This window comes from Amycolatopsis sp. WQ 127309 (assembly GCF_023023025.1).
In the GTDB taxonomy this organism is placed as follows: domain Bacteria; phylum Actinomycetota; class Actinomycetes; order Mycobacteriales; family Pseudonocardiaceae; genus Amycolatopsis.
Map to the genome: position 1 here is coordinate 10585302 of NZ_CP095481.1, position 12134 is coordinate 10597435.

Sequence of the window (12134 nt, forward strand, 5' to 3'; positions counted from 1 at the left end):
ACCAACGGGCCGCTCGCCCCCACCCGACCGCCCGTCAGATCCCGGCCCGACCGACCGGCCGGCCGGCCGGCCGGCCGGCCGACCGGCCCGACCGACCGGTCGATCTGCGTCAAGAACGTCACCAGCGGCCCGTTCGTGACCCAGCCGAGCAGCCATCCGGGTGAAATCCGGCGTCTGCCATGCTCTGCGCATGTTCGCGCTGCGCACCGACGACTCGTCCCGCCGTGCCCCGGCCATCTGGCGGACCATGCTGAACATCGACCGCGGGCTGGTGAACCTCGTCGGGCGGCTGACCGTGTCCGGCCGGGTTCCGGCGCAGCTTCGGGGGCGGCCGTTGCTGATGGCCGCCAACCACATCGGCGTGTTCGATGCCTTCGTCCTGATGGCCGCGTGCAAGCGGATCGGGATCAACCCGCGCTTCATGCTGGCCGGCGGCATCCTCGACGCGCCCGTCATCGGGCCGGCGCTGCGGGTCAGCGGGCACCTGCGCGTGGACCGCAAGCACGCCGGCACCGCCGTCGGACAGTTCGCCGAGGCCGTCGAGGCGATGAAGACCACCCGCGAGCCGATCATCGTCTACCCCGAAGGCCGGATCAGCCACGACCCGGGCCTGTGGCCGGAGCGCGGCAAGACCGGCGCCGCCCGTCTGGCGCTGGCCGCGGGCGTCCCGGTGATCCCGATCAGCCAGTGGGGCGCGCACGAGGCCGTCTACTGGGGCACCGAGACCGTCAACGGCCCGGCCGACCTGCTCCCGCTGGCCCGCTCCGGGCTCAGCGCGCCACTGCGCCGGCCTAAGTTCCGGGTGCACTTCGGCGACCCGGTCGACCTGGCGGACGTCGAGCCGGAACGCCCCGGCGCCGGCGTGCGGGCGCACGCGAAGATCATGCAGGCGATCACCGACGGCCTGGTCCCGCTGCGCACCGGCGAGCTCGACCGGCCGCGCTTCCACGACCCGACGCGGCCGACCGACACCGTCAGTCCGTGGAAGCCCCGGTAACCCGGTAACCGCAGTCCGGATTCTGGGACACGTGACCACCAGCCCCTAGAGTCGGCGGACGTGAGCACACGGATACTCGTCGTCTACTACAGCGCGACCGGGAACACCGCCGCCCTCGCCGAGTCCCTCGCCGCGGGGGCGAAGGAGACCGGGGCCGAGGTGCGGGTGCGGACCGTGCCGGAGACGGTGCCGCCCGCCGCGATCGCCACCAACCCCCGCTGGCAGGCCTGGGTCGGCTCCGGCCCGCACCACGACCTCGCCACGCTCGACGACCTCCTGTGGGCCGACGGCCTCGCGGTGGGCAGCCCGACCCGCTTCGGCGGCCCGGCCGCCCAGCTCAAGTCCTATTTGGACAGCACGGGTGGCTTGTGGGCGCAGGGAAAGCTCGCGGACAAGGTCGCGACGTCGTTCACAACGGCGTCGACCGCGCACGGCGGCCTCGAGTCGACGCTGCTGGCGATCAACAACGTCTTCTACCACTGGGGCGCGATCGTCGTGCCGCTCGGCTACACCGATCCGCACCTGAAGGAGTCCGGCAACCCGTACGGCGGCTCGTTCGTCTCGCGCAAGTCGGCGTCGCCGGACGACCTGGCGCTCGGCGCGCTGCACGTCCAGGGGCGGCGGCTGGCCACGATCACGACGCACGTCGCGACCGGCCTCAAGCAGCCGGAGTAACCGGGAAAACTCTTTTGGTGGTGACGCCCGCGGCCCCTAGAGTCGCGAGGGTGACCACCGAACTGCCCGTCGTCGCGCCGCCGCGGGTCACCTCCCGCGCCCGCGGGACCACGCTCGTCCTGCTCGCCGCGCTGTTCTTCAGCACGTCGGGCACGCTGGGCAAGTCGGCGATGTCCGCCGGCGTCACCCCGGAACAGGTCGCCGCCGCGCGGATCACGCTCGCCGGGGTCGTGCTGCTCGCCGGCGTGGCGCTGTTCGCGCCGCGGAAGCTGAAGGTGCGCCGGGAGCACCTCCCGGTGCTGCTCGGGTACGGCCTGCTCGGCGTGGCCGGCGTGCAACTGCTGTACTTCGTCGCCGCCGGCCGGATCCCGGTCGGCATCGCGATCCTGCTGGAATTCATCTCGCCGGTGCTCATCGCGCTGTGGGTCCGGTTCGTGCGGCGCCACCGGCTGCCGCGGGCCGTCTGGGGCGGCATCGCCCTCGCGATGGCCGGGCTCGCGATGGTCGCGCAGGTCTGGCAGGGCGTGACGCTGGACGTCACCGGCCTGCTCGCCGGCGTCGGCGCGGCCCTCTGCTCGGCCGGGTACTTCCTGCTCGGCGAGCGCGCGGTGGCCGACATCGACCCGCTGGGCCTGGTCACCTGGGGCATGGTGCTCGGGGCGGTCGCGGTCTGCGTCGTCGCGCCGCCGTGGACGTGGCCGGTGCGCCTGCTCGACGTCGATGTCGAGTTCGGGGCCTGGCGCCCGCCCGTGTGGCTGCTGCTGACCCTGCTGGTCCTGGTGGCGACGGTGCTCGCCTACGTCTTCGGCATCTCGTCGCTGCGGCACCTGCCGGCGTCGGTGGCGAGCGTGCTCGGGCTGGTCGAACCGGTGATCACGACGGTCGCGGCGTGGCTGCTGCTCGGCGAGGAGCTCGCCTGGCCGCAGCTGCTCGGCGCGGCGATCCTGCTGGCCGGTGCCTACGTCGTGCAACGCAATTCGGAGATCCTCACGGCCTGACAGCGTCCACTGTGGACGGGCATCACGCGTGATTCCCACCGGATCACGCGTGATTCCCAACGGAACTCGCGTGACTGAGGCCGGAACTCGCGTGACTGAGGCCGGAACTCGCGTGATTGAAGGCGGAACTCGCGAGATACGGGCTCGATCACGCGAAATACGGCTCTGATCACGTGGGATACGGGAAAGGTCAGCCGCCGCCGGCTATGCGGCTCAAGGCTCCGAAGAACACTTCCGTGATCTTCATCGGGTCGGTGGCCACGAACGCGCTGCCGCCCGTGGCTTTCGTGAGGTCGTCCAGCTCCGTCTTGTCCGCGTCCGGGCCGACGCCCACGCCGATCAGCGGGATCGGGCGTCGCTTGTCCTGCAGTTTTCCCAGCTCCGTCAGCAGGTCCGCGCGGTTGATGCCCTTCGGGTCCTCGTTGCGGCCGTCCGTCACGACGATCACCAGGTTCAGCCGGCCGGGCTCCCACTCGCGACGCGCGGTGCGGTAGGTCTCCAGCACGCTGTCGTAGAGGCCCGTCCCGCCGTCGGCGGTGGCCTTCAGCTGGTTCAGCTTGTCGAGCGCGCCGCTGGCCAGGTGCTGGGCGACCGGTGCCATCGGGAGGATCTCGCGGTAGTCCTTGTCGCCGTCCAGGCGGGTCGAGAACTCCAGCATCCGCAGCTGGGTCGTCGGCTTGAACAGGTGCAACGCCTTCGCCGTGGCCTCGGTGGTCAGCTGCATCCGGTTCAGCCCGGTGCCCGGCACCTGCGCGTTCATCGAACCGGAGACGTCGAGCAGCACCTGCACCCGCGCGCTCAGGTTGATGCCGGCCCACTGGTTGAGCAGGTAGTCGACGTCGACGGCGTCCGGCATGCCGAGCGTCCGGAAGCCCGTCGGTGACACGCGCGGGTCGTCCGCGTGCCCGCGCAGCGCCTGGCCGCCCGCGGCGCGCAGGCCCGTCTTCGCGATGGCGTCGCCGCCCGAGCCGTTGAGCATCGCCTCGCGCAGCTTGTCGACGATCGGGCGCTGCTCCGGCGCGATCCCGCCCAGCTCGGCGAACGGGTAGTCCAGCGTGGGCACCGCGGCCGAGTAGACGGCGACCAGCGGTGACGCCGCGTCCTCGACGTTGTGGCGCAGCAAGGAGTTCTCCGACACCGGGAACGCCGTCACCGAGCCCGTGCCGGCGCCGTCGCTCGACCCCGGCAGCCGCGCGATGAGGTCGTTCCCCTCGCCGAGCGTGTTCGTCGAGAACCGCCGCAGCTGGGCGATGTAGGCCGCCGCGGCGTCGGGGTTCGACCGCACGGTGGCCCGGATTCCGAACAGGGCCGCCGCACCGACGGCGTCGCGTGCCGGGTCGGGCATGCCGGTGACGATCCCCGCCGCGTCGGGCGCGAGGACGTCGGCCCAGCTCAAGGTGCGCGACGGCCAGCCGAGGCCCTTCGCCGCCGCTTCCGCGACCGCCAGCACCACTGGCGAGCTGGCCACCGACGCGCCGGTCTCGGGGACGTCGGCGGCGCCGAGCTGGTGGGCGCGGCGCAGCGCGAGGGTGGAGTCGGGCACCCAGACCTGCGGTCGCGGGGTGCCGTCGGACATCGCGAGCCGTTCGGCGGCCAGCGTCGCCTCCCGGGTCTGGACCTCGATGGCGTCGCAGCCGAGGTCGAGGCCCTGGACGACCAGCGACAGCGCGGGCGCGATGTCCGGGGACGCGGTGACCAGGACCTTCGCCGAGTGCTCGCAGGCCGGCGCGGATCGCACCACCGAGACGGTCACCCAGGCCGCGGCACCGAGGACGACCACGAGCCCGGTCGCCAGGGCGGGCACGAGCAAGCGGCGTCGTCGCCCGTCCGGCGAATGACGTCCCATCGGCGCGGCCTCTCTTCCCGAGGCGGGTGAGACTCAAGGCTAGACCGCAGTCCACCGGCCGCACGTGGTCCGGACGGGCTAAGAAACGCAGAACGCCTTCGCACTCCCGGAGGAGGCGAAGGCGTTCTGCGTACTTTCGAAGGGTCTAGACCGGGATGACCGTCGGGACGATCATCGGGCGGCGGCGGTAGGTGTCGGCCACCCAGCGGCCGACCACGCGGCGGACCGCCTGGGCGATGCGGTGGGTGTCGGTGATGCCCTCGGCCTCCGTGCGCGCCAGCTCCATCTCCACCAGCGGCACGACGGCGGCGAGCGCCTTCGGGTCGTCGGAGAAGCCGCGGCCGGACACCGTCGGGGCGCTGACCGGGCGGCCGGTGGCGGATTCGATCGCGACGCTGATCGAGATGAACCCGCCCTCACCCAGCACCAGCCGGTCGGACAGGGTCGACTCGCCGACGTCGCCGACCGAGAGGCCGTCGACGTAGACGTGCCCGACCTCGACGCGGCCGGTGCGCGAGGCCTTGCCGTCGACCAGGTCGACGACCACGCCGTCTTCGGCGATCACCACGTTGTCCGCCGCGACGCCGGTGCGGATCGCCAGCTCGGCGTTGGCCTTCAGGTGCTTCCACTCGCCGTGGACCGGCATGACGTTGCTCGGCCGGACCGCGTTGTACAGGTACAGCAGCTCGCCCGCCGACGCGTGGCCGGAGACGTGCACCTTGGCGTTGCCCTGGTGCACGACGTTCGCGCCGAGCCGGGTCAGGCCGTTGACCACGCCGAACACCGCGGTCTCGTTGCCCGGGATCATCGAGCTGGCCAGCACGACGGTGTCGCCCGCGCGGATCGAGATCTGCCGGTGCTCGCCGCGCGCCATCCGCGACAACGCCGAGAGCGGCTCGCCCTGGGACCCGGTGGAGACGAACAGGACCTTGCTCTCCGGCAGGCTGCTCGCCTGGTCGAGGTCGACCAGCAGGCCGTCCGGCACGTTGAGCAGGCCCAGGTCGGCGGCGATGCCCATGTTGCGGACCATCGACCGGCCGACGAACGCGATCCGGCGGCCGTGCCGCTGCGCGGCGTCGAGCACCTGCTGGACGCGGTGCACGTGGCTGGCGAAGCAGGCCACGATGACCCGCTGGCCGACGCGGCGGACGACGTCGTCGAGGACCGGGCCGATGTCGCGCTCGGGCATCACGAACCCGGGGACCTCGGCGTTGGTCGAGTCGACGCAGAACAGGTCGACGCCCTCGTCGCCGAGCCGGGAGAAGCCGGCCAGGTCGGTGAGCCGCCCGTCGAGCGGGAGCTGGTCGAGCTTGATGTCACCGGTGTGCAGGACGACGCCCGCCGGGGTGCGGATGGCGACGGCCAGCGCGTCCGGGATCGAGTGGTTCACCGCGAAGAACTCGAGGTTGAACACGCCGACGTCGCGGCGCTCCCCCTCGCGGACCTCGATCAGCTTCGGCCGCTGCCGGTGCTCCTTGGCCTTGGCCGCGAGCAGGGCGTTGGTGAACCTTGAGCCGTAGATCGGCAGGTCCGGCCGCAGGCGCAGGAGGAACGGGACGGCACCGATGTGGTCCTCGTGCCCGTGGGTGAGCACCAGTCCCTCGATGTCGTCGAGGCGGTCCTCGATCGCGCGGAAGTCGGGCAGGATCAGGTCGACGCCGGGCTGGTCGTCCTCGGGGAAGAGCACCCCGCAGTCGACGATGAGCAGCCGGCCGGCGAACTCGAAGACGGTCATGTTGCGCCCGACCTCGCCGATACCGCCCAGCGCGACAACGCGCAGGGCCCCGGCGGGCAGTTCGGGCGGGGCGTTGGTGGGGCCTGGACCTGGGGGAAGTGAGCTCACCGAGGCAGGGTCCCAACGCTGGTGTGCGAGGTCGGCGCCACGTAGGCGGCCCTCGAGTCTGCTTGTGCCACCCGCTCACCATGCCAGTCCTGGGCCGCCGTGTCGCCCAGCGGCACGCCGCCCTGGGCCAGATCGGCGGCGATCAGGGCGGTTTGCTCGGGGGTGGCGGCCACGATCGGGAGCCGCGGCTCGCCGATGTCGAAGCCGCGCAGCCGCAGCGCGGCCTTGCCGAACGCGACCCCGCCGACCCGCGACATCGCGCGCAGCACCGGCAGCATGCCGCGGTGGTTGGTGCGCGCGGTGGAGGTGTCGCCGTTCTCGTAGGCGTCGATCATCGCGCGGATCCGGCCCGCGACGACGTGACCGATCACACTCACCACGCCGGTGCCGCCGACGGAGATCCAGGGCAGGTTCAGCCCGTCGTCACCCGAGTAGTACGCGAGGTGGGTGTTGGCGATGACCTCGGAGCCGGCGATCAGGTCGCCCTTGGCGTCCTTGACCGCGACGATCCGCGGGTGCTCGGCCAGCCGCAGCAGCGTGTCGACCTCGATCGGGACGACCGAGCGCGGCGGGATGTCGTAGAGCATCACCGGCAGGCCGGTGCTGTCGGCGACGGTGGTGAAGTGCGCGTACAGCCCGGCCTGGCTGGGGCGCGAGTAGTACGGGGTGACGACCAGCAGCCCGTGTGCGCCCGCCGCTTCGGCCAGCTTGGCCTGCTCGATGCTGTGCGCGGTGTTGTTGGTGCCCGCGCCGGCCACGACGGTCGCGCGGTCGCCGACGGCCTCGACCACGGCGCGGACGAGCTCCTGCTTCTCCGCGTCGGTCGTGGTCGGGCTCTCGCCGGTGGTGCCGTTGATGACGAGGCCGTCGTTGCCCAGCTCCACGAGGTGCTCGGCCAGCTCCTGCGCCCGCTTCAGGTCCAGCGCGCCGTCGGCGTCGAAGGGGGTGGCCATCGCGGTGAGCACGCGCCCGAACGGCCGACCGGGGGCGGCGGTAGGTGGGTTGGACATGCTGCAGACGGTACCTCCTCCCCCCGACAAAACCGCGCCGACCTGGTCGGGTGCGGGAAAGTGCGGAGGATTTCCGGGGTCCGGCCGCTCGTCGCGGAACTTCTACTTGACCTTGGTCACGATCGGCGCGGTGATCGGGCCGCCGTCGGCCTTGGTGAGGACGCAGTAGAAGTCGCGGCTGGGTTCCTCGCCCTTCACCGGCGTGCCCGTCCACTCGGCCGCGGTGGGCACGAGCGCGCGGTAGGTGAGGCCGGTGCGCTTGGCCTCCGGCACGATCGAGGAGCGGAACGCCGTCGCGCAGGCGGCTTCGGCGCTCGCCTTCACCGCCTCCAGGCCGGGGTAGGCGGCCACCGCGACGTCCTCGGTGTTCCAGTTCTCGACCGACAGCAGGCCGCCGATCTCGTAGACCTCCAGCGAGTGGCTCTTGTCGCACTCGGACTTGTTGTCGTCCTCGCTGATGATCGCGCCGTCCTGCACCGGGGCGTTGAAGCACCGGTAGTAGCTGCCGATGGCCGCGCGGATCTGGCCGCCGATGCCGTAGGTCATCGTCGGCTGCTTCTGCGGGTCGACGGCGGGCTTCTCGAAGGCCTTGCCGGCGAAGAACCCGCCGATCAGGGCGGCCACCACGAGCACCGCGGCGAGCGCGATCCCCAGCCCGCGCAGGTTCTTCTTCGGCGGCTGCGGCGCCATCCGGGTCGGCGGGCCGCCCTGCAGCATCGCGGTGCCGCCCGGCGGGGTCGGCCGCGCGCCCTGGGCCGTGGCCAGCAGGTTCTGGGCCTGGGCCGTGGTCAGCCGGGCCTCCGGCTTGGCGACCAGCAGCCCGAGGATCACCGCGGCGATCGGGCCGTGGCCGCGGGTCAGGTACGGGATCTCGGTCATGATCGCGTGCAGCGTCGCCGCCGTGGTCGCCCGCTCGAACGGCATCGTGCCCTCGACGGCGTAGAACAGCGTCGCGCCGAGGGACCACAGGTCGGACTCGGGCATGGCTTCCCGGCCTTCGACGCGCTCCGGCGCCATGAACGCGGGCGAGCCGACGATCATCCCGCTGGTGGTCAGGCGCGGGTCGTCGATGGCGTGGGCGATGCCGAAGTCCGTCAGCTTCACCCGGCCGTCCGGCGCGACCAGGATGTTCGCCGGCTTGACGTCGCGGTGCACGATCCCGGCCTTGTGCGCGGCCTGCAGCGCGGTGAGCACCCGCTCCCCCAGCTGCGCGGCCTGCGCCGCGTGCATCGGGCCGCGCTGACGCACGAGGTCGGCCAGCGACGGCGCCTCGACGAGCTCCATCACGATGAACGTGGTGCCGCCGTCGGTGACGACGTCGTAGACCGTGACGATCGACGGGTCGTTGAGCCGGCCGCCGGTGCGCACCTCGCGCAGCGCGCGCTCGGAGAAGACGGCGGCGGACTCGGCGTCGGGCAGCCGCAGCTCCTTGACCGCGACCTGGCGGCCGATCACCTGGTCCTGGGCCCGCCACACGACGCCCATGCCGCCCCGCCCGAGCTCGCCGAGCAGGACGTAACGGCCCGCGACAACCCGCTGACCAGGCGTGGCGGGCGCCCGCGGCGGGTACGGACGGGTCTGTTCGTCGGTCACGGTGCTCCTTCAGGCGGCGGTCGCGCAGATGCTAGTCGGACCGCCGCGGAGCGCCTCGGGTTCCGCGCAATTCGTGACTCAGCGAGCCGGGGCGTACCTTTCGCCGCGGTACGGGATCCAGCGGTAGCCCGGGGCGAAGTCGCTGAAGTCGGACCGCCGCCCGGCCGCGAACCAGATGTCCTCGCTGACCACGAGACCGGGCACGAGCGTCAGGTCCTGGGCCATGAGCTGGTCGTAGCTGCGCAGCTCGTCGGTCTTCGGACCGGCGAGGGCGTAGCGGTAGACCGGCGGTGCGGTCCGGAGCTGCCAGTAGAGCCGGCGCCCGGCCGCGGTGACGGCCGTCGCGTCCTCGTCGGACTCGACGCCGCGCTCGCCCACCCCCTCGGGTGCCACTCCGCACCACCAGCCGCCGTTGGCGGTGAAGATGCGCGAAGGCCAGCCCTCGAAGTGGCGCGCGAGATCCCGGGCGTGGGTCTCACGCCCCCCGCATTCGGCGTTGAGGGCGAAGATCCAGGCCATGGTCGCGGCCTCCCTGCTCGTGGGGTGTCAGCCGGTGAAGGTCAAGTAGATCAACACCAGGTTCAACGCGATGATGACCGCCGCGATCAGCGACGCCGCCACCGTTGTGAGGCGATGGTTGGCGTCCGCGCCCATCAGCTCGCGGTCGGCCGTCAGGCGGATCAGCGGTACCAGTGCGAACGGGATCCCGAACGACAGCACCACCTGCGAGACGACCAGCGCCGCGCTCGGGTCGGCACCGAGCGCGAGCACCACGATAGCCGGGGTGAGCGTGACCAGGCGGCGCAGGACCAGCGGAACCCGCTTGTGGAGCAGGCCCTGCATGATCATCGCGCCCGCGTACGCCCCGACGGACGTCGACGCGAGGCCGGAGGCGAGCAGGCCGATCGCGAACATCAGCGCGATGCCGGGGCCGAGGGCCTGGGCGACGGCGCCGTGCGCGCCCTCGATGCTGTCGACGCCCTCCTGGCCCTGCAGGTTCGTGGCCGCGAGCAGCAGCATGCCGAGGTTGACCGCGCCGGCCAGGAGCATCGCCAGGCCGACGTCGGCGCGGGTGGCGCGCAGCAGCCGGCGGCGGTTGCCGGCGTCCGCCCGGCCGTGGCGGTCGCGGACCAGGCCGGAGTGCAGGTAGACGGCGTGCGGCATGACCGTCGCGCCGAGCATCGCGGCGGCGATCAGCACGCTGCCGGAGCCCTCGAAGCGCGGGACCAGCCCGCCGAGCGTGCCCGACGCCGACGGCGGCTCGACGAACAGGCTGGCCAGGAAGCCGATCGCGATGACCAGCAGCAGGCCGGTGACGACGCGCTCGAACGTCCGCTGGCCGCCGCGGTCCTGCACGGCCAGCAGCGTCAGCGACACCGCGCCGGTGATCAGGCCGCCCACGACGAGCGGCAGGTCGAACAGCAGGTTGAGGGCGATGGCGCCGCCGACGACCTCGGCCAGGTCGGTGGCGACGGCGACGACCTCGGCCTGCAGCCAGTACCCGATCCGGGCCGGGCGGGACAGCCGGGCGCGCAGGGCCTCCGGCAGGGACATCCCGCTGACCAGGCCGAGCTTCGCGGACAGGTACTGGACGAGCACGGCCATCAGGTTCGCGACGACGATCACCCAGACCAGCAGGTAGCCGTAGCGGGCGCCGGCGCTGATGTTGGCCGCGACGTTCCCGGGGTCGACGTAGGCGATCGCCGCGACGAACGCCGGGCCGAGCAGGGCCGAGCCCGTGCGCAGGCGCGACACCAGTTTCGGCCGGGCGGCCTCGGTCACAGCCATGGCGCCTGCCTCTCGAACCGGATGTCGGGGACCCAAAACCGAAGTTTAGGCATGCCGAACTTTGCCTGACAAGGGTGATCGCTCCCACCTCGGTCACCCCCGGGTACCCCGAAAAGCCGTGAAGGCCTCCTTACCGGCCATAAGAGCCGGTAAGGAGGCCTTCACGGACAACGAGTCAGGGGTGGGCGACCTCGTGGCCGGACTCGCGCAGCGCCTTGACGGCGTGGTCGAGCTCGGTCGCGCGGACCAGGATGTGGTCGGTGTCGAACGTGGACATCGAGAACAGCGCGACACCGGCCGCGGCCAGCTCCGAGGCCAGCGCGGCGATGATGCCGGTGAGGGTGAACTCGAGCGGGCCGCGGACCGACAGCAGCCGCCAGCCGTCCTCCGCGGCCGAGCTGCCGGCCGGTTCGCGCCCGGCCGGGCAGATCACCGACAGTTCTTCGGGCGTCCGGGTCACCGAGACGAACGCGGGTTCGCCGGGAGCGAGCAGCTCCGCCGGCACCGGGGCGTCCGCGGGCAGCCGGACGACGGCGTACTCGCCGGGCCGGACGTCGATCGCGAGGCGTTTCATCAGCCTTCGAGGACCTTCGGGCTCGTGGCGATCTCGGTGCCGTCGGGCAGGGTCGAGATGGTGAAGTCCGCGAAGATGTTCGCCGCGGCCTTCTGCAGCTGCCGCAGGCACTCCACGGCCAGCTCGCGGATCTCGACGTCGGCGTGCTCGGTGGCGCGCATCGCGACGAAGTGGCGCCACGCGCGGTAGTTCCCGGTGACGACGATGCGGGTCTCGGTCGCGTTCGGCAGCACGGCGCGCGCGGCCTGGCGGGCCTGCTTGCGGCGCAGGGTCGCGCTCGGCACGTCGGCGAACTTCTCCTCGAGCCCGGCGAGCAGCTCGGTGTAGGCGTCGACGCTCGCCTGGGCCGCGGCGAGGAACTTCTCGTGCAGCGCCGGGTCGTTCGCGATCACCTCGGGCTCGACGAAGGCCGCGTTGCGCTCGGGCACGTACCGCTGCGAGAGCTGCGAGTACGAGAAGTGGCGGTGGCGGATCAGCTCGTGGGTCAGCGATCGCGAGATGCCGCTGATGTAGAAGCTGACGGAACCGTGCTCCAGCACCGAAAGGTGGCCGACGTCGATGATGTGCTCGATGTAGCCGGCGTTGGTCGCGGTGACCGGGTTCGGCTTCTTCCACGACTGGTAGCAGGCGCGCCCGGCGAACTCGGCGAGCGCCTGGCCGCCGTCCGCGTCGGTCGACCACGGCACGTCCTCAGGCGGGAAGAACTCCGTCTTCGCGATCAGCTGCACCTTGGGTGACACGGTTTCGGCCACGTCCGCACTCCTTCTCCCGGCCCTGCTCCACGACTCCAGCGCAGCCTAACCGCGTGAG

The 12134-nt window shown here is 72.1% G+C and carries 11 protein-coding genes; 3 read left to right on the plus strand and 8 right to left on the minus strand.

Annotated features, from left to right (window positions below):
- Positions 1–190: 190 nt before the first annotated feature.
- From MUY22_RS46765 to MUY22_RS46775, 3 genes are read left to right on the plus strand one after another with little or no spacing between them, the layout of a single operon-like run.
- Positions 191–997, plus strand: a complete 807-nt coding sequence (locus MUY22_RS46765; protein WP_247054641.1) for a 1-acyl-sn-glycerol-3-phosphate acyltransferase — start codon at positions 191–193, stop codon at positions 995–997.
- Between the two features lie 60 nt (positions 998–1057).
- Positions 1058–1672 carry an NAD(P)H:quinone oxidoreductase gene (wrbA, locus tag MUY22_RS46770; RefSeq protein ID WP_247054643.1) on the plus strand — a complete coding sequence of 205 codons (615 nt, stop codon included), beginning with the start codon at positions 1058–1060 and terminating at the stop codon, positions 1670–1672.
- 50 nt (positions 1673–1722) lie between these two features.
- Positions 1723–2670 (plus strand): DMT family transporter, encoded by a 948-nt coding sequence (locus MUY22_RS46775; RefSeq protein ID WP_247054645.1) that lies wholly within the window; start codon positions 1723–1725, stop codon positions 2668–2670.
- A gap of 190 nt (positions 2671–2860) precedes the next feature.
- Here MUY22_RS46775 and MUY22_RS46780 read toward each other — a convergent pair whose 3' ends face one another.
- The 8 genes from MUY22_RS46780 to thyX all read right to left on the minus strand — a co-directional run bounded on the left by MUY22_RS46780 (position 2861) and on the right by thyX (position 12076).
- Entirely contained in the window at positions 2861–4516 is a 1656-nt protein-coding gene (locus MUY22_RS46780; RefSeq protein WP_247054647.1) for a VWA domain-containing protein, read from the minus strand.
- Between the two features lie 145 nt (positions 4517–4661).
- Positions 4662–6359 (minus strand): ribonuclease J, encoded by a 1698-nt coding sequence (locus MUY22_RS46785; protein ID WP_256475188.1) that lies wholly within the window; start codon positions 6357–6359, stop codon positions 4662–4664.
- Positions 6356–7369 carry a 4-hydroxy-tetrahydrodipicolinate synthase gene (gene dapA, locus MUY22_RS46790; protein ID WP_247054649.1) on the minus strand — a complete coding sequence of 338 codons (1014 nt, stop codon included), beginning with the start codon at positions 7367–7369 and terminating at the stop codon, positions 6356–6358. The genes MUY22_RS46785 and dapA overlap by 4 nt, the downstream gene beginning before the upstream one ends.
- A gap of 102 nt (positions 7370–7471) precedes the next feature.
- A complete protein-coding gene (locus tag MUY22_RS46795; protein ID WP_247054651.1) occupies positions 7472–8962 on the minus strand; it encodes a serine/threonine-protein kinase in 1491 nt (496 codons plus the stop codon).
- Between the two features lie 78 nt (positions 8963–9040).
- Positions 9041–9481 carry a hypothetical protein gene (locus MUY22_RS46800; RefSeq protein WP_247054653.1) on the minus strand — a complete coding sequence of 147 codons (441 nt, stop codon included), beginning with the start codon at positions 9479–9481 and terminating at the stop codon, positions 9041–9043.
- A 27-nt stretch (positions 9482–9508) separates the two neighbouring features.
- The gene (locus MUY22_RS46805; protein ID WP_247054655.1) at positions 9509–10750 is read right to left on the minus strand and encodes an Nramp family divalent metal transporter; all 1242 of its coding nucleotides are present in this window, start codon (positions 10748–10750) and stop codon (positions 9509–9511) included.
- Positions 10751–10925: 175 nt separating this feature from the next.
- A complete protein-coding gene (locus MUY22_RS46810) occupies positions 10926–11324 on the minus strand; it encodes an ACT domain-containing protein (RefSeq protein ID WP_247054657.1) in 399 nt (132 codons plus the stop codon).
- Positions 11324–12076 carry an FAD-dependent thymidylate synthase gene (gene thyX / locus MUY22_RS46815; protein ID WP_247054659.1) on the minus strand — a complete coding sequence of 251 codons (753 nt, stop codon included), beginning with the start codon at positions 12074–12076 and terminating at the stop codon, positions 11324–11326. Before thyX ends, MUY22_RS46810 begins: the two co-directional genes overlap by 1 nt.
- Positions 12077–12134 lie beyond the last annotated feature (58 nt).

What these genes read in the sequence shown, in the direction of transcription:
- MUY22_RS46765 (WP_247054641.1), top strand. Translation starts at nt 191, where the DNA reads ATGTTCGCGCTGCGCACCGACGACTCGTCCCGCCGTGCCCCGGCCATC.
- MUY22_RS46780 (WP_247054647.1), bottom strand. Translation starts at nt 4,516, where the DNA reads ATGGGACGTCATTCGCCGGACGGGCGACGACGCCGCTTGCTCGTGCCC.
- dapA (WP_247054649.1), bottom strand. Translation starts at nt 7,369, where the DNA reads ATGTCCAACCCACCTACCGCCGCCCCCGGTCGGCCGTTCGGGCGCGTG.
- MUY22_RS46800 (WP_247054653.1), bottom strand. Translation starts at nt 9,481, where the DNA reads ATGGCCTGGATCTTCGCCCTCAACGCCGAATGCGGGGGGCGTGAGACC.
- MUY22_RS46805 (WP_247054655.1), bottom strand. Translation starts at nt 10,750, where the DNA reads ATGGCTGTGACCGAGGCCGCCCGGCCGAAACTGGTGTCGCGCCTGCGC.
- MUY22_RS46810 (WP_247054657.1), bottom strand. Translation starts at nt 11,324, where the DNA reads ATGAAACGCCTCGCGATCGACGTCCGGCCCGGCGAGTACGCCGTCGTC.